The sequence below is a fragment of the Isoptericola sp. Y581 genome, from assembly GCF_059445475.1.
The window spans coordinates 35,492-58,862 of record NZ_JCAIUK010000008.1 but is presented as its reverse complement, the minus strand read 5'-3'; the positions used below and the strand labels follow the sequence as shown (position 1 = coordinate 58,862).

Here is a 23,371-nt window from a genome sequence, read left to right as displayed (position 1 = left end):
CGTCAGGCCGTCGCGGCGCGGCCGCGCGACCTCGCGAGGAGCAGCACGGGGACGAGCAGCAGCGACAGGATCCCGCCGCCGAGGGCGAGCGTCGCGTAGCTCGTGCCCGCCATGACCACCCCCGACGCGGCGCCACCGCCCGCCCCGGCCAGCGCGATGAGCACGTCGACCGAGCCCTGGGTGCGTGCGCGCGTCTCCGGGGAGGTCGCGTCGACGATGAGCGCCGTCCCGGCGATGACCCCGAAGTTCCACCCCAGGCCGAGCAGTGCGAGCGCCAGGATCAGCAGGCCGAGCGAGTCCGCGGGGGCGAGGGCACCCGTGATCCCCGCGAGCAGCAGGGTCACGCCCGAGGCCGCCGCCATCGGCACCCGGCCCAGGCGGTCCACGAGCATGCCGGTGACGAGCGAGGGCAGGAACATCGCGGCGACGTGGATGCCGATCACGAGGCCGACTTCGCTGAGGCCGTGCCCGTGCAGGCTCATGTGCACCGGCGTCATCGTCATGATCGCGACCATCGCGACCTGGGTCAGCACCATCACCGCCGCGCCGACCACCACACCCGCGGGCACCCCGCCCCGCGCCTCGCCCGGGGCGGCCGACGCCGCAGGGCCGGGCGCCGCGAGGCGCTCGGCCCGCGCGAGCTCCTGGGCGACGAGGAACGGGTCGGGCCGCAGGAAGACGAACAGGGCGGCCCCGGCCGATCCGAAGGCGACGGCCGCGAGCAGGAACGGCCCGGCCAGCGCCGGCAGGCCGAGCGACGTCGCCAGCCCGCCAAGGGGCGCGACGAGGTTCGGCCCCGCGACCGCCCCCAGGGTGGTGGAGACCATCGCGACGCTGACCGCGGTGGCCCGCCGGTCCGGCGCCGCCAGGTCCGTGCCCGCGTACCGGGCCTGCAGGTTGGTCGACGTGCCGGCGCCGTAGACGAAGAGCGCGACGAACAGCAGCGGCACCGCGTCGAGCGCGGCCGCCGCGACCACCCCGATCGCCCCCAGGCCGCCGGCGGCGAAGCCCAGGCCCAGCCCGACGCGGCGCCCCGCGCGCTGGGTCACGCGGCCGACGAGGTACGCCGCGAGCGCCGAACCCAGCGTGAACAGGGCCGTGGGCAGCCCGGCGAGACTGTCGCTGCCCAGCATCTGCCGCGCGAGCAGCGCGCCCACGGTGATCCCGGCGGCCAGCCCCGCGCCGCCGAGCACCTGGCTCACCACGACGACCGTCAGCGTCCGCCGCTGCAGGGCGCGACGCGCGTCGTCGTCGGCGGAGATGCGGGCGGCCGCACGGGCGGTCGGCTCCTCGGGCGGGACCATCGTCGGCCTCCTGGGCGTCGCTCGACGCGGGCCGTCGAGGGTGCCCGAGGGAGCCTAGCTGCCGGCGTCCCTAGGGTGGGCACCATGCCGCACGCGATCGCCGACGACTCCGCATCGATCGCCTATCAGGTGCGGGGAGAGGGCCCCGCGCTGGTGCTGCTCGCCGGGCAGGCGAACTCGCACCGCTGGTGGGACCCGGTCCGCGACGGGCTCGGCACCGGCCGGCGCACCGTCACCCTCGACTGGCGCGGCACGGGCGACTCGGCGCCCACCGACCCCGCGCTCACCACGCGGCGCCTCGCGGGCGACGTCGCCGCCGTCCTCGACGACCTGCGTCTCGAGCGTGCCGACGTGTACGGGACGTCGATGGGCGGGCGGGTCGCGCAGTGGTTCGCGATCGACCACGCGCACCGGCTCGACCGGCTCGTGCTGGGCTGCACGACCCCCGGCGGCGAGCACGCCGTCGAGCGGTCCCTCGACGTGCGCCGCTCGGTGGCGCAGCCGGACCGCCGGGCCGCCCGCCGCGCCCTGCTGGAGCTCATGTACACCCCGGCGTGGCTGGCCGACCACCCCGGCCCGACGACCGTCGAGGGCGACCCGTCGATGACGCCGCAGGCCCGGCGCGACCACCTGCGCGCCAGCCAGGGTCACGACGCCTGGCGCCACCTGCCCGACGTCCTGGCGCCCACGCTCGTGCTGCACGGGGCGGACGACGTGCTGGCGCCCGCGGCCAACGCGAGCCTGCTCGGCGAGCGGATCCCGGGAGCCCTCGTCGAGGTGCTGCCCGGGCTGAGGCACGCCTACTTCCACGAGGGCGAGGCGCTGGCCACGCCGCTCGTGCGCGGGTTCCTCGACGGCGTCGCGACCCCGGCGAAACCCTGAGCCACCCCTGAGTTCGTCCTCCTCCCCCGGTCGTACGCGCGGGGCGGCAGGTTCCGCTCACGGGCCGACGACGGCGTGACCTGCGGGTTCGTAGCGTCGTCGGCATGACGCAGCAGCAGAGCAGCACCGAGCCCAGCATCGAGACCAGCAACGAGACCACGCCCCTCACCACCACCCCCGAGCGCCGCTACCGCGCCGTCGGCCTGCTGGCCCTCGCGGCCGGCGTCATCATCTCCACCAGCGCCTGCGCGGGCATCACCCAGGCTTTGAGCGAGCGGAACGCCGGGCACACCAGGGCCTTCACGTACGACAGCGGCAAGGACGGCAAGGACGACGCGGGCCTGCCCGCGTGGGTGCCCGACGGCGCGTCCGACGTCCGCGGCGTCTTCCGCACCACGGGCGACGAGGTCATCCTCACCATGGACGCCGATCTGACCGAGCTGCCCGACACGTGCCGGCCGGTGGACGACGCCCACCCTCTCGCCGCCGAGCCCACCCGCGGCGACCTGAAGCCCGAGGACTACCGCACCGACTCCACGCTCAAGGCCGGCTGGTGGACCGCCGGGCAGGAGCAGGACGCCACGTTCGACTGCGACGGCTGGTGGGTGGGGACGGTCGACGGCGCGCTCTTCGCCTTCACGCCCGAGCTCTCCGACGTGAAGATCGAGGACCAGCCCGACCCCGCCTGACCCGCCCCGATCCGTGTCGACGCTCAGGAAACGCGCAGCTGTTCGACGAGGCGCCTCAGGCCGATGACAACGGCCCACGAGCCGAGTACTCGTCCTCCCCCGGGTGGACGTCGTGAAACGGCTGGTACCGGTCGCCGACCGCATCGATCAAGCATTCGACCACGAAGCTCTCGTAGCTGGCCCCCGCGACCGGATGACCCAGCAGGGCGTCGTGCGAGTTGATGTCGAGCAGCGCGTGCAACAGCCCGCTGTCCCTGACATGCACCTTGGGGGACCTCGTCACCCGCTTCCCGATGTTGGCGTGCCAGGGCTGAAGGCGCCGGACCAGACCGAGGTCGACGAGCAGATCCACGTACCGGGTGACCGTGGGGCCACTGACGCCGAGACTCTGGGCGAGCGCGCTGGCGTTGAGCTGTCCGCCGCTCGAGTGCGCGAGCATCGTCCACAGTCGTCGGAGCGTCGTGGCAGGGATCCGCGGGGCGAACATCGGCACGTCCCACTCCAGGTACGAGCGCACGAGGTCGTACCGCTACTGCAGGGACGCGGCGTCGTCCGTCGCCGTGAGCGAGTCCGGGAATCCCCCACGAACCCAGAGGGCATCAGGGTCGATTCCCGCAGCGTGCGCCTCGTCGACGTTGACGCCACCCAGCCCCACGAATGAGACGCGGCCCGCGAGGCTCTCGGACGAGAGCTGGAGCAGGTCGAGCGCCGCCGAACCGAGCAGGAGGAACTGCCCGGCACGGAAGCCGGACCTCCGGTTGTCGTCGATCACCCCTCGCAAGGTCTCCGTCAGCGCCGGTACCCGCTGGACCTCCTCGAGCACTGCGAGCCTCGGCGCCTGCGAGCGGAGGTAGGCATCGGCGTCGGCCTGGCGGGGCCCCAGGAGCACGACGGAGGGCGTCGATTCGAGACGACGTCGGACGAGATCTTGCGCGATCCGAGGAATCGCGTGCAGAGGTAACAACTGCTGCTTCATTTGCACCCCTTGGCGCCGAGCGGAACCCGTCCCGCGAACGGAACTTGACCCGGGCCGGCCTCGCCGGGAGCGGCGTGCGCACCGCGAACCGGCGGTCGAGCCTGTCGAGATCCGGGTTTCGACAGGCTCAACCAGCGGTCGTCCCGGTTTCGACAGGCTCAACCAGCGGTCGTCCCGGTTTCGACAGGCTCGACCAGCGGTCGTCACTCGACGGTGACCGACTTCGCCAGGTTGCGCGGCCGGTCCACGTCCTCGCCGAGGGCGACGGCCGCGTGGTAGCCGAGCAGCTGGGTGGGGATCGTCAGCAGGATCGGGTCGAGCTCCACCTCGTTGCGCGGCACCTCGATGCGCCGGGTGACGGCGTCGCCCAGCTCGACGCCGGGGTGGGTGATCGCGACGACGACTCCCCCGCGGGCGCGGATCTCCTGCGCGGCGGTGATGTTGCGCTCCAGGAGGTCGTCGTCGGGGACGATGGCGACCGTCGGCAGCTCGGGGCTGATGAGGGCGAGCGGGCCGTGCTTGAGCTCGCTCGTCGGGTACGCCTCGGCGTGGCGGTAGGTGATCTCCTTGAACTTCTGCGCGCCCTCGCGGGCGACGGGGTAGCCGCGCACCCGGCCGATGAAGAACAGGCTCGGCGACGGCGCGAGCTCCTTGGCGGCGGTCGCGAGGTCTTCCTCGTCGGCGAGGATCTGCGCGATCTGCCCCGGGATGGCGCGCAGCCCGGCGATGATCCGCTTGCCGTCGGCGTGGGACAGGTCGTGCACGCGGCCGAGGGCGAGCGCCAGCAGCGCGAAGCCGACCGACATGTGCGTGAGCGCCTTGGTGGAGGCGACGGCGATCTCCGGGCCGGCGTGCAGGTAGACCCCGCCGTCGACCTCGCGGGCGATGGACGACCCGACGGCGTTGACGAGCCCGACGACGGTGCCGCCCTTGCGCTGGATCTCGCGGACGGCGAAGAGGGTGTCCGCGGTCTCGCCGGACTGGCTCACCACCACGTAGAGGGTGCTCGGCTCGATGATCGGGTTGCGGTAGCGGAACTCGCTCGCCGGCTCGGCGTCCGCGGGGATACGGGCCAGGTCCTCGATCATCGACGCCCCGAGCTGCCCCACGTAGTACGCGGAGCCGCAGCCGAGGACCTTCACGCGCGTGAAGCGACGCATCTCGCGGGGGTCGAGATTGAGACCGTCGAGCTTGGCGGTGCCGAACCGGTCGTCCAGGCGCCCCGAGAGCATCCGCTTCACGGACTCGGGCTGCTCGTGGATCTCCTTGTGCATGAAGTGCGCGTGCCCGTCCAGCTCCAGCTCCTCGACGGTGAGGTCGATGGTGACGGCCGAGCGCGCGGTGTGCTCCTCGTCGGCGGTGAAGGTGCGGAAGCCGTCGGACGTCACGGAGGCGAAGTCGCCGTCGTCGAGCAGCACCACCTGGCTGGTGTGCCGCACGATCGCCGAGGCGTCGGACGCCACGAACATCTCGCCGTCACCCACGCCGAGCAGCAACGGCGAGCCGTTGCGCGCCACGACGACGCGGTCGGGGTTCTCGACGTCGAGCACCGCGAGGGCGTAGGTACCGTCGATCTGCGCGACGGCGGCGCGCACGGCGTCCTCGAAGCCGAGGCCGTGACCGTCCTGACCGGCGAGCTCGCGCGCCACCAGGTGCGCCACGACCTCGGTGTCGGTGTCGGACGCGAGCTCCACGCCCTCGCCCGCGAGCCGCGAGCGCAGCACCGCGAAGTTGTCGATGATCCCGTTGTGCACCACGTGCACGCGCCCGTCGAACGACGTGTGCGGGTGGGCGTTGGCCTCGCTGGGCACGCCGTGCGTGGCCCACCGCGTGTGCCCGATGCCGGTGGTGCCGGCCAGCCGTGCCGGGAGGGCGGCCTCAAGCTCGCGCACGCGGCCCTTGGCCCGCACGACGCGCGACGGGTGCGCCGTCGAGCGCGGGTTGAGCACGGCGATGCCCGCCGAGTCGTAGCCGCGGTACTCCAGTCGCGTGAGGCCCTCGACGAGGACGGGTGCTGCCTGCTGGGGGCCGACGTAGCCGACGATTCCGCACATGGGACTGGTGCTCCTAGCCGTAGATGGCGCGACGGACCTGGCGCTCGGTGAGCTCCGGAGCCGCGACGAGGCGGTCGCGCAGCTCGGCGGCGATCTGCGCGTAGATCTCCTCGTTGCGGTACCCGTAGGTGCGCAACGACGCGTGCCGGCGCCGCACGTACTCCTCGACCGGCTCGCGGTACCAGGCGAGGACGTCCTCGACCACGCGCGCTGCCTCGGAGGTGGACAGGCCCGTGGAGGTCGCGATGCGGGCGACGAGCTCGGCGTCGATCACCCGGACATCATGCACCCGCGAGATGTGAGCAGCCAGAATCTGCCCGAAATCGGGCAGGAACCTAGGCGCCGACCAGGATCGTCGTTCCGACCAGGGTCGCGCCGGCCCCGGCGACGACGATCAGCGCGGCCGCGACGACGTGGACGGCCGGACGGCGGCGCAGCACGGCGATGAACTCGCGCAGATACGCGCTGGGGAAGAAGTAGCCCGCCGTCGGGGCGCCGACCGCGTGCACGTCGAGGCCGAGGTCCATCGCCTCCAGCGCCGCGCGGGGCACGTGGTAGTTGTTCGTCGCCACGAGGTAGGGGCCGTCCACGCCGTGACCACGCAGCAGCGCCACGCCGTACGTGAGGTTCTCCCGCGTGGTGCGGGCCCGGTCCTCCACCAGCACCTGCTGCGCGGGCACGCCCCGGTCGGCCAGCCACGCGGCCATCGCCACGCCCTCGGGCCGCTCCTCGTCCGCGCCCTGGCCGCCGGACGGCACGATCGGCACGGCCCCGAGCCGCTCCGCGGCCCCCACCGCCGTCGCCAACCGCGCTGCGAGCAGCGGCGGCACGCGCCCACCCACCACCCTCGAGCCCAGCACGATCACGCCGTTCGCCTCCACCCGGGCGGCGAATCGCCGATAGAGCACGGTCTGGGCGGCGAAGCCCAGGAACGTGAACCCCAGCCACGCCGTCGCCAGCAGCACCGCCGTCGCCAGGCCCCACGACCACGACTCCCGCAACAGGAAGAGCGCCACCACGGCCACCGGGGCGACGAGCAACACCAGCCCGGCCACGAGGGACAGCAGGTTGCCGAGACTGCGGCGCTCACGACGCACCATGGTGACGCCGTTGAGCACCAGGAACGCCGGCAGCGCGAGCAGCGCCAGGGCCAGCACCCCCGTGACCGCGAAGACGACCCAGCCGAGGGCGTTCGCGCCTCCGGGGACCAGGGATACGAGCGAGGTGGCGAGCCCCGCCGCGGTGTACACGACCGCGATGAGCAGGAACCCGTTGCGCAACCGCCGCCGGTCCTGCCGCAGCGACCTGCCGAGCCACACGCCCCAGAAGGCCGTCGCGAGGGCCGCCGAGACGACCGCGCCGTCGTCGGCGCTCATGCGCGCACCCGCCGCGCTGCGGGTGCGTCGTGCCTGGTCGAGCAGTGCCTGGTCGTGCCGTGCGCCATGCGGTGCCTCCTGGGTCGGGACAGGGCCGCACACGAGGATAGGCGGGCGTCAGTCAGTCGGGATGCCCGCCGCGCACCGCCTCGCCGTAGGCGCCGACGAACTCCTCCAGCAACTCGAGGAACCGCACCGTCCCCCGCTCGCCCAGCGCGTCGAGGCCGCCGCCGAAGGCGTCGAGCGCGACCGACGTGGCTTGCTCGAACGCGTCGAGCCCCTGCTCGGTCGGCTCGATGAGCCGCGCGGGGCGGCCGAGCTCCGTGAACCGGTGCAGCAGCCCCGCGTCGATCGCCGCGTTGACCTGCCGGTTGACGGTCGACTGCTCCAGCCCGAGGGTGTCGGAGATCTCGCGCAGCGTGCGCGGGCGCCGGTCCGACAGCAGCCACAGGAGCCGCCCGTCGGCCGTGCCGAGGGGGCTGCGGTGCTCGGCGACGCGCCGGTGCAGGTCGAGCCGGTAGAGCAGCGACGCGACGGCCCGGTCGGGGGTGAGCGGGAGCTCGCTCAGACGGTCGCGGGTGCTGGTGGACGACGAGGTGGCGGGCGTCATCGGGGCCTCCTGGCGGTCGGTCGCGGCCCGAGCGGGTTGGCGGATCGGTGATATGTAGGTAGCATACACAGCTGGATATGTAATTTACACAAAGATCGAAGGTCTGATGAACGCCTCCCCCAGCCCCTCCGCGTCGGGGCTGATGACGAACCGCCGCGCGGTCGCCGTCATCCTCGTCCTCGGCTTCAGCAGCCTGTGCGCAGCCCTGATGCAGTCGCTCGTCATCCCCATCCAGAGCGAGCTGCCGGAGCTGCTCGGCACCTCCGCCAGCAACGCCTCCTGGGTGGTCACCGCGACGCTCCTCGGCGGCGCCGTCGCGATGCCCGTCACCGGCCGGCTCGCCGACATGTACGGCAAGAAGCCGGTGATGGCCATCTCCGGTGGCATCCTGGTGATCGGCTCGCTCGTGTGCGCGGTGTCCGACTCCGTCGGCCCCGTCCTCGTGGGCCGTGTGCTGCAGGGCATCGCGATGGGGTACATCCCCGTCGCGATCAGCATGGTCCGCGAGATCGCGCCCCCGCACCTGCGCAACACCGCCGTGGCGGGCATCAGCGCCACGCTCGGCGTCGGCGGCGCGCTCGGCCTGCCGCTCGCGGCATGGATCGCCCAGGACTTCGACTGGCACACCCTCTTCTGGGTGTCCGCCGCGCTCGCCGTGATCATGGCGGCCCTCACCGTCATCGTCGTGCCGCACGTGCGCGACGGCCACCCGGGCCGCCTCGACGTGGTCGGCGCCCTCGGGCTCGCCGTCGGCCTGGTCGCCGTGCTCGTCGGCGTCTCCAAGGGCAACGACTGGGGCTGGGCCGAGGCCAGCACGCTCGGGATGATCGGCGGAGGGATCGCCGTCCTGCTCCTGTGGGGCTGGTACGAGCTGCGCCACCGCGACCCGCTCGTCGACCTGCGCACCAGCGCGAAGAAGCCCGTGCTGTTCACGAACATCGCCGCCGTGCTCATCGGCTTCGGCATGATGGCGCAGTCCATCGTCGTGCCGCAGCTGCTCCAGATGCCCGAGGCCACCGGCTACGGGCTCGGCCAGACGATCCTGCAGGCCGGCCTGTGGATGGCCCCCGGCGGTATCGTGATGATGCTCTTCACGCCGTTGTCCTCCCGGATGCTGACCCGGCTCGGCGGGCGCTCCACCCTCTCGATCGGCGCCGGGGTGCTGGCGCTCGGCTACGTCGTCGCGGTGTTCATGATGAACGCGCCGTGGCAGCTGCTGCTCGCCTCGTGCGTCGCGTCCGCGGGCGTCGGGATCGGCTACGCGGCCATGCCGACGCTGATCCTCAACAACGTCCCGGCCTCCGAGTCCGCGGCGAGCGTCGGGCTCAACAGCCTCATGCGCTCGATGGGCACCACCGTCGCGGGCGCCGTCATGGCGATGATCCTCACCAGCCAGACCATCGTCCTGGCACCCGGCACACCCGCCATCCCGGCCCAGGGCGCGTTCACGCTCTGCTTCATCGTCGGCGCGCTCGCCGCGGCCGGCGGCGCCCTGATCGTGCTGCTCATCCCCCGGCAGCGGAAGGCCCACGACGACGGCGGCCGGCACCTGCGGGCCGCCCCGGAGGACGAGGCGGCGCTGGTCGGCTGAGACGGAGGTGCAGCGCAGGGTGGGTGCCGAGGGACGAGGCGCCCGCCCGAAGCGGAACCGCAGGCTCGGCCGATAGCAGGTTCGGCTGAGGCACCGGATATTCGCTTGGCTCGCGGGCGCGACGTCGTGCTCTGATACCTGGATGACCTCACGCATCTCGCACACGACGTTCGACGCCCGCGACGCCTACGCGCAGTCCGTCTTCTGGGCCGCCGTGCTCGGCTACACGGGCGTGCCGGGCGAGCCCGACGAGCCGGGGGACGAGGAGTGCATGATCGTGCCGCCCGCCGGCCACGAGGCCCCCGCGGAGAGCCACGGGCGCCTGCTGTTCATCGAGGTGCCCGAGCCCAAGACGGTCAAGAACCGCGCGCACCTCGACCTGCGGCCCACGGACCGCACCCAGGCCGAGGAGGTCGAGCGCCTGCTCGCCCTCGGCGCGACGCAGGTCGCGGACCGCCGGCGGTCCGACGGCGGCGGGTGGGTGGTGCTCGCCGACCCCGAGGGCAACGAGTTCTGCATCCTGCACAGCGACGCCGAGCTCGCGGCCGCCGGGCAGGCCTGACCCGCTAGCGCCCGGCGGCCTCGAGGTCCTCGACGGTCGCCGGGTCGCTCGGGCGCGGGTTCGCCGCGCGGGCGGCGAAGGCCGCCACGACAAGCAGCGCGACGACGGCGAGCATCGCCTGCCGCAGCCCCAGGTGCTCGCCGAGGAAGCCGAGCAGCGGCGGCCCGACGAGGAACGCGAGGTACCCGCTCGTCGCGACGGCGCTCACCCGTTCCGCGCCGCGCTCGGGGTCGTCGCCGGCCGCCGAGATCGCGACGGGGAACCCGAGCGACGCACCCAGGCCCCACAGCGCCACGGCGATGCCCGCCATGACCGGGCTGGGCGCGAAGACGACGACGAGCACGCCCACGATCGCGCACACCGCGCTGACCGACAGCACCGCGGCCCGGCCGAAGCGCTCCACCACCGGGCCGCCGCAGAACCGGCCCACCGTCATCGCCGCGGCGAAGCCCGCGAAGACGAGGGAGCCCTGGGTCTCCGAGACGCCGTGGCCGTCCACCATCAGCAGCGGCAGCCAGTCGTTGGCGGAGCCCTCGGCGAACGCCATCGCGAGCACGACGACGCCGATGAGCACGAGCCGGGAGTCGCGCCACACGCTGGGTCGGCGCCCCGTCGGCGCATCCCCCGCGGTGGCCCCGACGACCCGGGACACCTTGCCCGTGCCGGCCGGGATGCCGGGCAGCGCCCAGGACGCGAGCGCCGCCATCACCACGGCCATCCCGAGCAGGTGCCACACCACCGGGAAGTCCACGGCGGTGAGGGCGATGCCGACAAGCGCCCCGATCACCGTGCCGAGGCTGAAGCTGCCGTGCAGCGCGGGCAGCACGGACCGCCCGCTCGCCGCCTCGACGGCCGCGCCCTCGATGTTGAGGCCAATCTCGCCCAGCCCGCCGCCCAGCCCCACGAGCAGGAGGCCGAGGAACGCACCGGCGGCGAGGCCCGCTGCGGCAGCCAGGCCGATGACCCCGACGCCGCAGACGGCCAGCAGGGTGCCGACCGCGATCACGGGCCGGGCGCCGCGGCGGCGGACGATCGGCCCCGCCGACAGCACGCCCGTCATCGAGCCCACGGACAGCCCGAACAGGATCATCCCCATCCCGGCGGTGGACGCGTCGAGCGCGTCCCGCACGGCCGGGGTGCGGGTGATCCACGACGACATCCCCAGCCCGACCAGCAGCGTGAAGGCGAACAGCGACAGCCGATGACGGCGGAACGGGTCAGCCACGGTGCGGCACCTCCGTGCGGCGGCCGCCCAGGGCGGACGCTGCGGTCACGACGACGACGGCCGCCAGGGGGACGATGAGCAAGCCGGTGCGCACGCTGGTGGCGTCGGCGACGACGCCCACGATCGGCGGGGTGAGCAAGAACCCCAGGCGCATCAACCAGGTGACGACGGTCAGCCCGGTGCCGGCTCGCAGGCCCGGCAGCTCGTCGGCCGCGTGCATCGCCGCGGGGACGACCGTGGCGACGCCGAAGCCCGCCGTCGCGAAGCCTGCCACCGTGCCCGGCACGGACGGGAACGCGAGCGCCAGGCCCATCCCGACCGCCACGAGGACGCCCCCGGCGCGCACCACGGCGCGCTGGCCGAAGCGGTCGACGAGGCGGTCGCCCGTCGCGCGCCCCACGAACTGTGCGGCCATGAACGCGACGAACGCGGTGGCCGCGACCGCCCCGGCCGCGCCGAGCGAGCCCGAGAGGTAGACGGCGGCCCACGAGTTGCCGGCCTCCTCCACCACGGTGCCGCCGATCGCCAGGAGCACGAACGCCGCCAGCACGAGCATCGTGCGACCGGGCAGACGACCGGGCAGCCGACCGGCCAGACGGCCGGGCGTCGGCTCGTGTGCGTCGGGCGCACGGTCCGACACCCGGCCGTCCACGCCCGGCAGGCAGAAGCGCAGCGCGACGAGGGCGACCGCGCTGAAGAGCACCCCGGTGATCGCGAGGTGCACGCCGCGGGGCAGGTCGAGCGCGATCGCCCCGGCCGCCATCGCGCCGCCGATCACGCACCCGACGGACCACAGGGCATGGAAGGAGTTGAAGATCGAGCGGCCGTAGCGCCGCTGGACCCGCAGGCCGTGCGCGTTCTGGCCGACGTCGGTCAGGGCGTCCATCGCCCCGGCCGCGAAGAGCGCGACGACGAAGGCCGCGAGCGCCGGCGCGACGCCGGCGCACAGCACGCCGACGCTCGTGGCGACCGTGCCGAGCACCGCCACCCGGGCGGAGCCGACGCGGCGCACGAGCATCCCCGCGAAGAGGCCCGACGCGATCGCGCCCGCGGGGAAGGCGATGACCGCCAGCCCGTACGCGGTGTTGCTCAGGTCCAGGTCCGCCTTGATCTGCGGGTACCGGGGCAGCAGGTTGGCGAACAGGGCGCCGTTCGTGAGAAACAGCAGGGCCACCGCGACGCGTGCGCGGCGGGCCACCTGGTCGGGCCGGCGGGTCGTCGTGCCGGTGCTCATGGGATGCCCCTCGGGGTGGTCTCGGGTGCGTGCGCGACGCGCCGGACGGCGTCGACGACGTCGGAGTCGTCGGCGGGCTCGGTGTCCAGCGCACGGTGGATCGTCATGCCCTCGATGAGCGCGTCCAGGATGCGCGTCGTCGCGGGGTCGAAGTGGCGCTCGAGCGCCGCGCGGCTGCTGCGCATCCAGGAGTAGGTCAGCGTGCGGTAGCCGGGCTCGCGCGCCGCCAGGGTGTAGAGCTCGTGGGTGAGGACGAGGTCGCGCTGGGTGACGAAGACGTCGCGGGTGATGAGCCGGACGACGGCGTCGACCGCCGCCTCGCGGTCCGCCGCGTCGGCCATGCGCTGCTCGAACGTCGTGGCGAGCTGCTGGGCGAACCGTCCGAACGCCTCGCGCAGCAGCTCCTCCATCCCGTCGAAGTGGTAGGTCATCGACCCGAGCGGGACGTCCGCCGCCGCGGCGACCCGGCGGTGCGACGTGCCCGCGACGCCGTGCTCCGCGATGACGTCCAGGCACGCGTCGATGATCCGGTCGCGACGCCCGGGATCGGTGCGGCGCGCGCGACGCTCAGGCACGCGCCGGCTCGTTGTCGCCCAGCGTGATGGGCTTCGCCGCGACATACAGGTCGCCCGCGAGCATGCGTTCGTGGTTCGTGTGGGGGTCGCCGGCGAAGTGGTCCGCGGTCATGCGTACGATCGTACACAGCGCTCGTCGGCGTGCCGGACCCACTGGTGGCCGCCCGGAGCGTCGCTATCATCCCTTTCGTGCATCCGACTCTCGTCCTCGTCCACGGGGCCTTCGCCAACTCGTTCTCGTTCGCGCCGCTGCAGGCCGAGCTCGCCCTGCGCGGCGTCCGCTCGCTCGCCGTCGACCTGCCCGGGCACGGCTTCGAGGCCACGTTCCCCGCCGCGTACCAGGCGCCGCAGGACCTCGGCGGCCTCGCGACGACGCCGGGCGCGATCAAGGGCGTGACGCTCGCCGACAACGTCGCCCGCGTGGTCGAGGTGCTCGAACGGGCGAAGGAGCACGGGCCCGTGGTCGCCGTCGCCCACAGCCGCGGCGGCCTCACCCTGACCGCGGTCGCCAACGCCCGCCCCGACCTCGTCGACCGGATGGTCTACGTCTCCGCCTGGGCACCGGTGGAGCTCGACGCCATGGCCTACACCGCCGAGCCCGAGATGGCGACCTTCGACCCGGCCGCGATCGTCGGGGCCGCCGCCGCGAACCCGGCCGACGTCGGGCTGCTGCGGTGCAACTTCCGCACCGCCGACCCGGACGTGCTCGCCGGGCTCAAGCACTCGTTCCTCGCCGACGGCACCGACGACGAGTTCCGCACCTTCCTCACCACGTTCCAGCCGGACGAGAACCTCGACACGGGCACCTCCGACGACGTGGCGCAGGCCGCGACCTGGGGCACGGTCCCCCGCACCTACGTGCGGCTCAGCGAGGACGTGAGCATGCCGGTCGCGATGCAGGACCGGCTGATCCGCGAGGCGGACGCCCTCACGCCGGACAACCCGTACGACGTGCGCACGCTCAGCTCGAGCCACCTCGGCTGGCTGGTGCGCCCCGCCCCCGCCGCCGCGCTCCTCGCGGAGGTCGCGACGCGCTGAGCGGCGGGTGCAGCACCAGCACCACGACGATCGCCACCATGATCACCGCGGTGAGCGTGACGGGGATCGGCACCACCGGGTCGAAGAGCACGAGCAGCGCGCCCAGCGGCACCACCGTGTTGACGACGCGGTCGGCGTTGTCCCGGATCGCGATCCACCAGATGCCGAGCACGAAGACGGCGATGGGGACGGTGACCGTGAACGACGCGCCCACGTCGCTCAGCTCGGAGTGCCCCGTGAGGGCGTCGATCTCCACCTCGATGCCGGCGGAGAACGCGCCCGCCGCGGCGAACACGAAGTAGTGCACGTAGCCGTAGCGCAGCGAACGGCTCAGCCGGCCACCGGCGCCGAGGGCGCGATGGTGCGGCGGCCAGAAATAGATCCACCACAGTGCGGCGGTGACGACGACGGTCAGCACGGCGATGGAGATCAGGGAGCCGAGGTCCTGGTCGTCGTGCAGCGCCTCGATGATCGCGTTGGAGGACGCGAGCAGGCTCTCGCCGAGCAGGATCAGGGTGAACAGGCCGTACCGCTCGGTGATGTGGTGCGGGTGCCACGGCGTCCGGCCGCGGTGCTCCGCGACCACGGGGACGGCGAGCTCGGCCGCCGCGAGGACGATCCACGCCGCCGCCTGCACGCCCTCGGGCAGCACCAGGAGGGCGAGCCAGCAGACCTGCACGACGGCGATGCCCGCGGCGTAGGCGCGCGTCGCGCCGCGCGTCGGCCCGTCGGCGCCGGAGGCGCGCAGCCACTGAGCGATCATCGCCACGCGCATCACGACATACCCGAGGACGACCACGGTGAAGTCGCGGTCGACGAACACCGGCTCGATCCCCGCCGCGAGCACGAGCACGCCGGCCATCTGCACCACGGTGAGCACGCGGTAGAGCCAGTCGTCGGTGTCGAACGACGTGGCGAACCAGGTGAAGTTCATCCAGGCCCACCAGATCGCGAAGAACACCATCCCGTAGGCGGCCAGCCCGGCACCGACGTGCCCCTCGGTGAGCGCGTGGTGCAGCTGGACGGCGGCCGTGCTCACGGCGACCACGAAGACGAGGTCGAAGAACAACTCGAACGTGCTCGCCGTCCGGCCCGGCTCGTGCGGGTCGCGCGCCCGCATCGGCAACAGGCGCGAGCGGGCAGATGTCTCGGGCGTACTCATCGCTCAGTCCTCCGTGGGACGTCGAGGCCGGGGTCCGCGAGCCATCGTGCACCCGGCGCAGGCTTGTTACCGTTCCGGGATGTTCTCGGACCGCAGGCGGCGGCGTGCCGCTCGACGCGTCAAGCCCGGGGACGGGCACGCCCTGAAGCGCTTCCGGTGGTGGCAGCCGTTCTCTCGCGCGCTGCTCCATCTCCACGTCACCGGCGAGGACGGACGGCCGGGAACGTGGTCGGTGGACGTCCGGCTCTGGGGCGACTCGGACGACGGCGAGGTCCGGGCGCGGCTCTACCGCGACGGCCTGCACCAGGCCACCTCCAGGCTCCCGGCCGAGTTCCCCGTGACCGGCGGCACCGTGCAGGTGGTGACCAGCGGCTACGGGCTACGGCGCTGCCACTACGTGACCCACGACGGGCTCGAGCGGCAGCTCGTGCCCGACCCCGCGTCGGCCGAGGGTCGCCGTCAGCGCCTGGAACGCGAGCACCCGGACCTGAGCCGCGCCATGGGGCTCACCTCGGCCGTCGTCCTCCTGCTCGCCCTGGTGCTCGGCGTGCCGCAGATCGTGGAGCAGATCTCGCAGATCCCACCCGTCGCGGAGAACGTCGGCACCTTCACCTCCCCCGTCCAGCTCCCGTCGTGGCTCAACGTCGCGCTCCTGGTGGCCACGCTCGTGGCCAGCACCGAGCGCGCGCTGCGGCTGCGCTATCACTGGCTGCTCGACGGCGGCCTGCTCGACGGCTAGCTCCCCGTCGGCGGAGATCCTGCACAGGACCTGTGAAGCGATCGATATCTATTGACTTTCGATAGGCGATGACGCCAGGCTCGTCCGCATGCCACGCCAGATGTCACGAACCCAGCGCCTCGTCGGACCGCTCCGGGTGCTGCTCGTCGCCGCGTTCGCCGCCCTCGTCGTCACCCAGGTGGCGGTGCTGCCGCCGGGCTTCGCCCGCATGGCCCAGGAGTCGGCCGTGCTCGCACCGCTGCGCTGGCCGCTCCTCGTGCTCACCATGGTGGTGCTCGCGTGCGTCGAGGTGGTGATCCTGTGCACCTGGCGGCTGCTGACGATGGTGCGCGACGACCGGATCTTCTCCGAACACGCGCTCGCCTGGGTGAACGGCATCGTCACCGCCGTCGCCGCCGCCTGGGTGCTGGGGCTCGTCATGTTCGTGCTGCTCGTCGTCTCCGACGGGCTCGACACCCTCGCCGGGCTGCTGCTCGTGGTGCTCGTCGTGGGGTCCGCGGTCGGGTTGCTCATGGTAGTGCTGCGCGCACTGCTGCGGCAGGCCACCTCCCTGCGCACCGACCTCGACGGGGTGATCTGATGCCCATCGTCGTGCGTCTCGACGTGGAGCTCGCCCGCCGCAAGATGAGCGTGGGCGAGTTCGCGGAGCGGGTCGGCCTCACGCCGGCCAACGTCGCGGTGCTCAAGAACGGCCGGGCCAAGGCGGTCCGCTTCGCCACGCTCGACGCCATGTGCCGGGTGCTCGGCTGCCAGCCGGGCGACCTGCTCGAGTGGGTGGACGACAGTGCCGACCCCGATGCCTGACGTCCTCGTCGTCGGGGCCGGGCTGGCCGGGCTGTGGACGGCCAACGAGCTCGCCCGACGGGGGCACGACGTCGTCCTTGCCGAGCGCCGCACCCGCCTCGACGCCACCGTGCGCACCACGGGGATCTTCGTGCGTCGCACGCTGGAGGACTTCGACCTGCCGCCGGAGCACCTCGGCCCGCCGATCCGGCGCATGATGCTCTACCCGCCGTCGCTGCGCCGGCCGGTGACCCTCGACAGCCCGCACGACGAGTTCCGCGTGGGCGACATGGCCCCGCTGTACGTGACGCTCTCCGCGCAGGCGGTCGCCGCGGGCGTGCGGCTCGAGCTGGGCACCCGCTACCTCGGCCGGCGCGACGGCGCCCACCTGCTGCACGGGCCCGGCGGCCCGGTCGCGGTGCGGGCGCGGTACGTCGTCGGGGCCGACGGCGCCCGGTCGGTCGTCGCGCGGGAGCTCGGCCTCGACCGCAACCGCGAGCTGCTGATCGGCGCCGAGGAGGTCTTCGAGCTGCCGCCGCGAGACTCCGCGACGGTGCCGACATTCCACTGCGTGCTCGACCCGCGCCTCGCGCCCGGCTATCTCGCTTGGGTGCTCGACGACGGCCGGCACACCCACGTGGGCGTCGCCGGGTACGCCGACCGGTTCCCGCACGGCATGCGGGAGGCGCTGCGGCGGTTCGTCGCGACGGCGCCCGGTCTCGAGGGCATCGTCCGGCCCGAGTCAGTCGAGCGGCGCGCCGGCCCCATCCCCGTCGGCGGGCTGCTGCGGCGCATCGCCGGCCCCGACGGGCTGCTGGTCGGCGACGCCGCCGGCGCCGTCTCCCCGCTCACCGCCGGCGGCCTGGACCCGTGCCTGCGGTTGTCCGCGCACGCCGTCGACGTCCTCGATGAGGCCCTGCGCACCGGCGACGCCCGCGCGCTCGCCCGGTACGACGGCGCCGCCCTGCGCGCCCGGTTCCGCGGGCGGCTCACCATGCGGCACGGGCTCTCGCTCGTGCGCACCCGGGCCGCGGCGACCGCCGGGTTCGCGCTGCTGCACACCCCGCCCGGCCGCGCCGCTGCCCGGCGCATCCTCTTCGGGCACGGGTCGTTCCCCGACACGCGGCGGGGCTAGATTGCCGGTGTGCCGCCGACGGACTCCCTCCTCGCCTTCGCCCTCGCCTCGGTGATCCTGATCGCGATCCCGGGCCCGAGCGTGCTGTTCGTGGTCGGCCGGTCGCTGTCGCTGGGCCGCCGGGGCGGGCTGCTGAGCGTGCTCGGCAATGAGCTGGGGGCGCTCGTCCCGATCGCTGCGGTCGCCCTGGGCGTCGGCTCGGTCGTCGCCCAGTCGATAGTCCTGTTCACCGTCGTGAAGCTGCTCGGCGCCGGCTACCTCGCCTACCTCGGCGTCCAGGCGATCCGCCACCGTCGCGGCGGGATCGACGCGGCGACGGACGCCAGGGCGCGGCACGCCTCGTCGTGGACGCTGCTGCGGCAGGGCTTCGTCGTCGGGGCGACCAACCCCAAGACGATCGTGTTCTTCGTGGCCGCGCTCCCCCAGTTCGTCGACTTCCACGGCGGCGGCGTGCCGGTGCAGATGCTGGTGCTCGGCCTGGTGTTCACGGTGATCGCGCTGGTGTGCGACGGCGCCTGGGCGCTGCTGGCCGGGTCGGCAAGGGAGTGGTTCGCGCGGTCGCCGCGGCGTCTGTCGGCGATCCGCGCCACCGGCGGCGGCATGATGATCGGGCTGGCCGGCAGCCTCGCGCTGGCGCAGAACAAGGCCTGACCTTCCCGGGACGCGCCCGGTCCCCGGGTGTAGCGTCGAATCGTGGGGGATCAACGAATCGGCCCGTACGAGGCCGATCAAGAACGCTCGCGGACGGAGGGACGGCCCTCCGCTACCGACGAGGACGCGTCGAGAGCGCGGTCGTTGGCGCGGTGGGACGACGACGGCGGGGCCGAGGCAGACGATGACCAGCCCGAGTGACCGGCCGGCGGCCGAGACGACCCGCCGCAACCCCGCCCGCCGGGTGACGCGCGACTACTCGGTGCTGGCGAAGGTCGTGCGCGAGTCGGGTCTGCACCGGCGACGCTACGCGTACTACTGGACGCGGCTCCTCGCCACGGTCGCCGCGTTCGCCCTGGTCTGGGTCGGAATCGTGCTGCTCGGCGACACCTGGTGGCAGCTCCTGCTCGCCGCGGCGCTGGCCGTCGTCCTGGCGCAGCTGGCGTTTCTCGGGCACGACAGCTCGCACCGCCAGATCTTCCGGTCGCGGGCGTGGAACGACTGGACCGGCCGCATCCTGGCGAACGTGTTCGTCGGCCTGAGCCACGCGTGGTGGACCAGGAAGCACGACGCCCACCACACGGCGCCGAACCAGGAGGAGCGCGACCCGGACATCTCGCCCGGGGTGATCGCCTTCACGCCAGCGGTCCTGGCGAGCCGCCAGGGATGGCGCCGCTGGTTCGCCCGCCGGCAGGGCTGGTTCTTCTTCCCGCTGCTGACGCTCGAGGGTCTGAACCTCCACGTGGCGAGCGTGCGCACCGTGCTCGGCCGGGGCGCCGTGCCGCACCGCGGGGTGGAGGCCCCGCTACTCCTGGTCCGCCTCGTCCTCTACGTCGCCGTGCTCGTCGTGCTGCTGCCGCCCGCCATCGCGGGCACCTTCCTCGCCGTGCAGCTCGGCCTGTTCGGCGTGCTCCTCGGCGGCGCTTTCGCCCCGAACCACAAGGGGATGCCCATCGTCCCGGCCGACGCCGACGTCGACTTCCTGCGCCGGCAGGTGCTCATGTCGCGCAACATCCGCGGCAACCTCGTCGTCGACTTCTTCATGGGCGGGCTCAACCGTCAGATCGAGCACCACCTCTTCCCGAGCATGCCGCGACCGAGCCTCCGGCGCGTGCAGCCCCTCGTGCGCGAGTACTGCTCCACCCTCGGCGTCGACTACACCGAGGTCGGCTTCTTCACGTCCTACCGGATCGTCGTCGGCTACCTGAACGACGTCGAGCACCGGGCGCGCGACCCGTTCGCCTGCCCGCTCGCAGCCCAGCTCGGCCGCTGACCGAGCGTACGATCGAAGGATCCGCGGCGAACGTGCCCCCCACCCGAGGTGCGCGGGCCCGGAACCGTTGGGAGGCCGTCATGGCCACCACACCCCCGGTCGCGTCCGCGACCAACGGGAACCCCCGCAAGCCGCCGTCCGGGACGAGCGCACGGCCTCGCGACACCCGCGCGAGCACCCGCCGTACCGAACGTGCCCCGCGCAGCCGTGCCGGCGCCGTCTGGGTCGGCACCTGCATCGCGGCGGTCGTGCTGGTCGCGCTGATCGTCTTCATGCTCCAGAACACCCAGCTGGTGCTGGTCTCGTTCCTGGGGATGCGGGGCACCGTCCCGCTCGCCGGCGCCCTCCTCATCGCGGGGGTCGGCGTCGGCATCATCGCCCTCGTCATCGGCACCGTCCGCATCGCCCAGCTGCGACGGCACCTCCACCAGGGCGACTGAGCGCTCGTCCCCGGCGAGGAGGCCGAGCAGGGCGACGCCGCCCGCGAGAGCTGCGGTCGTGGGTCTCGTGCGCGTCACACGGTGAGCAGGACCTTGGTGGCCCTGCGCTCGTCCATGGCCGCGTAGCCCTCGGCGGCCTGGTCCAGCGGCAGGGTCAGGTCGAAGACCTGGCCCGGGTCGATCTTCCGGTCCCAGATGAGCTGGACCAGCTGGGGCAGGAAGCGGCGCACGGGGGCAGGGCCGCCGTGCAGGTGGATACCCGCCATGAACATGTCGTCGCCGGGCAGCGCGACGTCGTGGGAGACACCGACGAAGCCCATGTGGCCACCGGGCCGGGTGGAGTGGACGGCCTGCATCATCGACTCCTGCGTGCCGACGGCCTCGATCACCGAGTGGGCGCCGAGCCCGTCCGTCAGCTCCTTGATCCGTGCCACGCCCGCGTCGCCGCGCTCCTCGACGATGTCGGTGGCGCCGAACCGGCGGGCCAGGGCCTGCCGGTCGGCATGCCGCGACATCGCGATGATGCGCTCGGCCCCGAGCTGCTTCGCAGCGAGGATGCCGAGCAGCCCGACCGCGCCGTCGCCCACCACGGCGACGGTCTTGCCGGGTCCCGCCTCGGCGGCCACGGCGGCGAACCAGCCGGTGCCGAGCACGTCGGAGGCGGCGAGCAGCGAGGGCACCAGGTCGTCGTCCGGCATCCCAGGCGTGGCGACCAGCGTGCCGTCCGCCAGGGGGATGCGGGCCCGCTCGGACTGGGTGCCGAGGGAGCCCATGGGCACCCGGTGCACGCAGTAGGCCTGGTATCCGGCCCGGCAGATCTCGCACGTGTTGTCCGAGGCCCAGAACGAGCCGACGACGAAGTCGCCCGCCTTGACGGTCTGCACGTCGGCGCCGATCTCCTCGACCACACCCACGTACTCATGTCCCATCACGGCGTCGTGGACGGGCTCGACCCCGCGGTAGGGCCACAGGTCGGACCCGCAGATGCAGGTCGAGGTGACCCGGATGATCGCGTCGGTGGACTCGACGATCGTCGGGTCCTCGCGCTCCTCGACCCGTACGTCGCCGGGGGCGTGCAGGATGACTCCGCGCATGGTGGTACTCCGTTCCTTCGGTCGTCTCAAGAGTGGGCGAGCTCCGTGTCGGTAGCAACGCGGGGGTCCGGGCTGGGGGTGTCGACGGCGGGCCGCGGCCGCGCCGCCAGAGTGAGGAGCGCGACGCGGCCCGGCGACCAGCTGCCCCACTGCGAGACCCACGAGGCACGCCGTCACCGTGAGCTGCGCGACCGACGTCGCCGCCCCGCGCTCCGCCGTCAGCGCGGGCAGCGCCGGCAGGTACAGGTCCCGGTACGTAAACTCGGGCGATGAGTCTTCTCGCTGCAGAGCACGCGCTCCAAGCCGCCCAGCGTGCCGGCGACGTCAACGCACTGGAGGCATTGCTGCATCCTCGTTGCGTCGGCGCCGGCCCAGACGGTGTCTTCTCCAAGGAAGACGACCTGGAGAGCTACCGCTCGGGTTTGCTGCAGATCACCCGCCTGGAGGAGGAATCGCTAGACGTCCAGGAGGACGCCTTGAGCGGAGTGACCAGGCTGGTCGCCGCCGTGGATGCGATCCAGGGCGGCACCGCCGTTTCCGCGCGGTTGATCTACACGCGCCTCTGGGTGCGTGCAGATGAGGGTTGGCTGGTTCTGGCTGCCACGCTCGTACCAGCCGGTGAGCCTGCCTAGGTGTTCCCGGAGCCTGCTGCAGACGTGGGCCATGCGCGGCGCACCGTTCTGGGACGCTGCCGTCGCCGGCGGCCCCGGCAGGCCGGCGGCCCTGGCAGGATGGCCGTCTCTCCCCACGAAGGACGGACGGACCATGGCCTACTTCCTGCGCACAGGCGCGACGACGTTCCACCCCACGGAGCACGTGGGCGGGGCGTGGAAGACCGACGAGCAGCACGTGGCGCCGACGCTCGGACTCCTCACGCACCTGGTGGAGCTCGACCGCGCGGCGCGGGGCCGGCACGAGCTGGCGGCCACGCGGCTGGCCTTCGACATCTGGGGCCCGTACCGGCTCGAGGAGATGACCACCGACGTACGGGTGCTGCGCCCGGGGCGCGGCGTCGAGCTGGTGGAGGCGACGGTGGCCTGCGGCGGTCGCACGGTCGTGACGCTCCGCGCGTGGCTCGCTGCCGTGGGCGACACCGCCGACCTGGCGGGCGGCGCACCCGCGCCCGTGCCGGGGCCCGACGAGCACGCGGCGTGGAAGCCTAGCGAAGACTGGCCGGGCGCCTTCGTCGAGTCGATCGACGTGCGCCGCACGCTGGCCGAGCCCGGCCGGGGCACGGTCTGGGTCCGCACCGACCACGCGCTCGTCGAGGACGAGGAGGTGGGCGGCCTCGCCCGGACCGTCGGGCTGCTCGACCTCGCCAACGGCATGTCGGTGCGCGCCGACCCGCGCCAGGTCGCATTCCCCAACCTCGACCTGGCCGCGCACCTGCACCGCGCCCCCGAGGGCGAGTGGCTGGGCCTCGACACCACGGTCACCTTCGGCGCCACGGGCACGGGCCTCACCAGCAGCGTGCTGCACGACGTCCACGGCTCGTTCGGCGCCCTCGCGCAGGGGCTTGTCGTCCGGTCCCTCGCTGGTTGAACCTGTCGAAACCTGGCTTCGACAAGCTCAACCAGCGGTTTCGCGCCCGTCGTCGATCCGACGCCGTACCAGCTCCACCACGCGCCCCACGTTCACGGTCCACCCGACGCCGAAGACGTGCGGGCCGAGCAGGTGCTCGGCGTCCGGATCCCACACCCGCTCGCGGATGCGTTCGACGGTGGGCATCCGGAACTCGTACGGGACGAAGCCCGCGACGGTGCCGTGCCAGGTGCGCTCGTCCTTGTCCTTCCGCAGCTCCTTGGTGACGGCCGCGACCGCGAGGCCGAGGATCACCAGCTGGTACAGGCTCGGCCCGCCCTTCTTGCGGCCGTGCTGTTTGCCGTGCTCCTTGCCCTGCTCCTTGCCGTGCCGCTGCTTGCCCATCTCGGCCTCCGCCCGTCGCGTCGCTGCCCCCGAACCCATCCTGCACCCGGCG

27 protein-coding genes are annotated in these 23,371 nt (G+C 73.3%); 14 read left to right on the top strand and 13 right to left on the bottom strand.

Features of this window, described 5'->3' with window-relative positions; translation table 11 throughout:
- Window positions 1-2: 2 nt before the first annotated feature.
- Complete coding sequence (locus tag AC1C2W_RS15775; protein ID WP_495413635.1) at window positions 3-1,304, bottom strand: MFS transporter; 1,302 nt, start codon at window positions 1,302-1,304, stop codon at window positions 3-5.
- An 84-nt stretch (window positions 1,305-1,388) separates the two neighbouring features.
- Between AC1C2W_RS15775 and AC1C2W_RS15770 the strand changes: the two genes are divergently transcribed.
- Together AC1C2W_RS15770 and AC1C2W_RS15765 are read left to right on the top strand one after the other, a co-directional pair.
- Window positions 1,389-2,186, top strand: coding sequence for an alpha/beta fold hydrolase (locus AC1C2W_RS15770; RefSeq protein WP_495413634.1), 798 nt, complete (start codon window positions 1,389-1,391; stop codon window positions 2,184-2,186).
- A gap of 104 nt (window positions 2,187-2,290) precedes the next feature.
- A complete protein-coding gene (locus tag AC1C2W_RS15765; protein WP_495413633.1) occupies window positions 2,291-2,875 on the top strand; it encodes a hypothetical protein in 585 nt (194 codons plus the stop codon).
- 55 nt (window positions 2,876-2,930) lie between these two features.
- Here AC1C2W_RS15765 and AC1C2W_RS15760 read toward each other — a convergent pair whose 3' ends face one another.
- The 6 genes from AC1C2W_RS15760 to AC1C2W_RS15735 all read right to left on the bottom strand — a co-directional run bounded on the left by AC1C2W_RS15760 (window position 2,931) and on the right by AC1C2W_RS15735 (window position 7,891).
- The gene (locus AC1C2W_RS15760) at window positions 2,931-3,392 is read right to left on the bottom strand and encodes a DUF4143 domain-containing protein (RefSeq protein WP_495413632.1); all 462 of its coding nucleotides are present in this window, start codon (window positions 3,390-3,392) and stop codon (window positions 2,931-2,933) included.
- Between the two features lie 12 nt (window positions 3,393-3,404).
- A complete protein-coding gene (locus AC1C2W_RS15755) occupies window positions 3,405-3,764 on the bottom strand; it encodes an AAA family ATPase (protein WP_495413631.1) in 360 nt (119 codons plus the stop codon).
- Window positions 3,765-4,054: 290 nt separating this feature from the next.
- Window positions 4,055-5,905 (bottom strand): glutamine--fructose-6-phosphate transaminase (isomerizing), encoded by a 1,851-nt coding sequence (glmS, locus tag AC1C2W_RS15750; protein WP_495390463.1) that lies wholly within the window; start codon window positions 5,903-5,905, stop codon window positions 4,055-4,057.
- A 13-nt stretch (window positions 5,906-5,918) separates the two neighbouring features.
- On the bottom strand, window positions 5,919-6,179 hold the full coding sequence (locus tag AC1C2W_RS15745; RefSeq protein ID WP_495390462.1) for a hypothetical protein: 261 nt from the start codon (window positions 6,177-6,179) through the stop codon (window positions 5,919-5,921).
- 61 nt (window positions 6,180-6,240) lie between these two features.
- Window positions 6,241-7,281 carry a YdcF family protein gene (locus AC1C2W_RS15740; protein WP_495413630.1) on the bottom strand — a complete coding sequence of 347 codons (1,041 nt, stop codon included), beginning with the start codon at window positions 7,279-7,281 and terminating at the stop codon, window positions 6,241-6,243.
- A 121-nt stretch (window positions 7,282-7,402) separates the two neighbouring features.
- Window positions 7,403-7,891 (bottom strand): MarR family winged helix-turn-helix transcriptional regulator, encoded by a 489-nt coding sequence (locus AC1C2W_RS15735; RefSeq protein ID WP_495413629.1) that lies wholly within the window; start codon window positions 7,889-7,891, stop codon window positions 7,403-7,405.
- Window positions 7,892-7,997: 106 nt separating this feature from the next.
- Between AC1C2W_RS15735 and AC1C2W_RS15730 the strand changes: the two genes are divergently transcribed.
- Both AC1C2W_RS15730 and AC1C2W_RS15725 read left to right on the top strand, forming a co-directional pair.
- Complete coding sequence (locus tag AC1C2W_RS15730) at window positions 7,998-9,482, top strand: MFS transporter (protein WP_495413628.1); 1,485 nt, start codon at window positions 7,998-8,000, stop codon at window positions 9,480-9,482.
- Between the two features lie 142 nt (window positions 9,483-9,624).
- A complete protein-coding gene (locus AC1C2W_RS15725; protein ID WP_495413627.1) occupies window positions 9,625-10,044 on the top strand; it encodes a VOC family protein in 420 nt (139 codons plus the stop codon).
- A gap of 4 nt (window positions 10,045-10,048) precedes the next feature.
- On the opposite strand, the gene AC1C2W_RS15720 is transcribed toward AC1C2W_RS15725, so the two are convergent.
- The 3 genes from AC1C2W_RS15720 to AC1C2W_RS15710 are packed head-to-tail and all read right to left on the bottom strand — an operon-like array spanning window position 10,049 to window position 13,078.
- The gene (locus tag AC1C2W_RS15720; RefSeq protein WP_495413626.1) at window positions 10,049-11,269 is read right to left on the bottom strand and encodes an MFS transporter; all 1,221 of its coding nucleotides are present in this window, start codon (window positions 11,267-11,269) and stop codon (window positions 10,049-10,051) included.
- The gene (locus AC1C2W_RS15715; RefSeq protein ID WP_495413625.1) at window positions 11,262-12,503 is read right to left on the bottom strand and encodes an MFS transporter; all 1,242 of its coding nucleotides are present in this window, start codon (window positions 12,501-12,503) and stop codon (window positions 11,262-11,264) included. Before AC1C2W_RS15715 ends, AC1C2W_RS15720 begins: the two co-directional genes overlap by 8 nt.
- Window positions 12,500-13,078 (bottom strand): TetR/AcrR family transcriptional regulator, encoded by a 579-nt coding sequence (locus AC1C2W_RS15710; RefSeq protein ID WP_495413624.1) that lies wholly within the window; start codon window positions 13,076-13,078, stop codon window positions 12,500-12,502. The genes AC1C2W_RS15715 and AC1C2W_RS15710 overlap by 4 nt, the downstream gene beginning before the upstream one ends.
- A 189-nt stretch (window positions 13,079-13,267) precedes the next feature.
- Between AC1C2W_RS15710 and AC1C2W_RS15705 the strand changes: the two genes are divergently transcribed.
- Complete coding sequence (locus AC1C2W_RS15705) at window positions 13,268-14,116, top strand: alpha/beta fold hydrolase (RefSeq protein WP_495413623.1); 849 nt, start codon at window positions 13,268-13,270, stop codon at window positions 14,114-14,116.
- Here the strand turns inward: AC1C2W_RS15705 and AC1C2W_RS15700 are convergent.
- Window positions 14,040-15,278, bottom strand: coding sequence for a low temperature requirement protein A (locus AC1C2W_RS15700; protein WP_495390453.1), 1,239 nt, complete (start codon window positions 15,276-15,278; stop codon window positions 14,040-14,042). The two genes, AC1C2W_RS15705 and AC1C2W_RS15700, sit on opposite strands and share 77 nt — an antisense overlap.
- A gap of 79 nt (window positions 15,279-15,357) precedes the next feature.
- On the opposite strand from AC1C2W_RS15700, the gene AC1C2W_RS15695 reads away from it, so the two are divergent.
- From AC1C2W_RS15695 to AC1C2W_RS15665, 7 genes are all read left to right on the top strand, one after another.
- The gene (locus AC1C2W_RS15695; protein ID WP_495390452.1) at window positions 15,358-16,017 is read left to right on the top strand and encodes a hypothetical protein; all 660 of its coding nucleotides are present in this window, start codon (window positions 15,358-15,360) and stop codon (window positions 16,015-16,017) included.
- Window positions 16,018-16,105: 88 nt separating this feature from the next.
- Window positions 16,106-16,597, top strand: coding sequence for a DUF2975 domain-containing protein (locus tag AC1C2W_RS15690; protein ID WP_495413622.1), 492 nt, complete (start codon window positions 16,106-16,108; stop codon window positions 16,595-16,597).
- Window positions 16,597-16,821 (top strand): helix-turn-helix domain-containing protein, encoded by a 225-nt coding sequence (locus AC1C2W_RS15685; RefSeq protein ID WP_495390450.1) that lies wholly within the window; start codon window positions 16,597-16,599, stop codon window positions 16,819-16,821. The genes AC1C2W_RS15690 and AC1C2W_RS15685 overlap by 1 nt, the downstream gene beginning before the upstream one ends.
- Window positions 16,814-17,935, top strand: coding sequence for an NAD(P)/FAD-dependent oxidoreductase (locus tag AC1C2W_RS15680; RefSeq protein WP_495413621.1), 1,122 nt, complete (start codon window positions 16,814-16,816; stop codon window positions 17,933-17,935). Before AC1C2W_RS15685 ends, AC1C2W_RS15680 begins: the two co-directional genes overlap by 8 nt.
- A 9-nt stretch (window positions 17,936-17,944) precedes the next feature.
- Window positions 17,945-18,586, top strand: coding sequence for a LysE family translocator (locus AC1C2W_RS15675; RefSeq protein ID WP_495413620.1), 642 nt, complete (start codon window positions 17,945-17,947; stop codon window positions 18,584-18,586).
- A 184-nt stretch (window positions 18,587-18,770) separates the two neighbouring features.
- Window positions 18,771-19,859: a fatty acid desaturase family protein gene (locus AC1C2W_RS15670; RefSeq protein WP_495413619.1), complete on the top strand. Its 1,089-nt coding sequence runs from the start codon at window positions 18,771-18,773 to the stop codon at window positions 19,857-19,859.
- Between the two features lie 80 nt (window positions 19,860-19,939).
- On the top strand, window positions 19,940-20,299 hold the full coding sequence (locus AC1C2W_RS15665; RefSeq protein WP_495390446.1) for a LapA family protein: 360 nt from the start codon (window positions 19,940-19,942) through the stop codon (window positions 20,297-20,299).
- Between the two features lie 74 nt (window positions 20,300-20,373).
- Here the strand turns inward: AC1C2W_RS15665 and AC1C2W_RS15660 are convergent, their stop codons facing one another.
- Complete coding sequence (locus tag AC1C2W_RS15660; RefSeq protein ID WP_495413618.1) at window positions 20,374-21,393, bottom strand: zinc-dependent alcohol dehydrogenase family protein; 1,020 nt, start codon at window positions 21,391-21,393, stop codon at window positions 20,374-20,376.
- Between the two features lie 269 nt (window positions 21,394-21,662).
- Here AC1C2W_RS15660 and AC1C2W_RS15655 point away from each other — a divergent pair, with 269 nt between their 5' ends.
- A complete protein-coding gene (locus AC1C2W_RS15655) occupies window positions 21,663-22,025 on the top strand; it encodes a nuclear transport factor 2 family protein (protein ID WP_495390444.1) in 363 nt (120 codons plus the stop codon).
- 31 nt (window positions 22,026-22,056) lie between these two features.
- Window positions 22,057-22,935, top strand: a complete 879-nt coding sequence (locus tag AC1C2W_RS15650) for a thioesterase family protein (RefSeq protein WP_495390874.1) — start codon at window positions 22,057-22,059, stop codon at window positions 22,933-22,935.
- A 27-nt stretch (window positions 22,936-22,962) separates the two neighbouring features.
- On the opposite strand, the gene AC1C2W_RS15645 is transcribed toward AC1C2W_RS15650, so the two are convergent.
- Window positions 22,963-23,319, bottom strand: coding sequence for a DUF5808 domain-containing protein (locus tag AC1C2W_RS15645; protein WP_495413617.1), 357 nt, complete (start codon window positions 23,317-23,319; stop codon window positions 22,963-22,965).
- Between the last annotated feature and the right edge of the window lie 52 nt (window positions 23,320-23,371).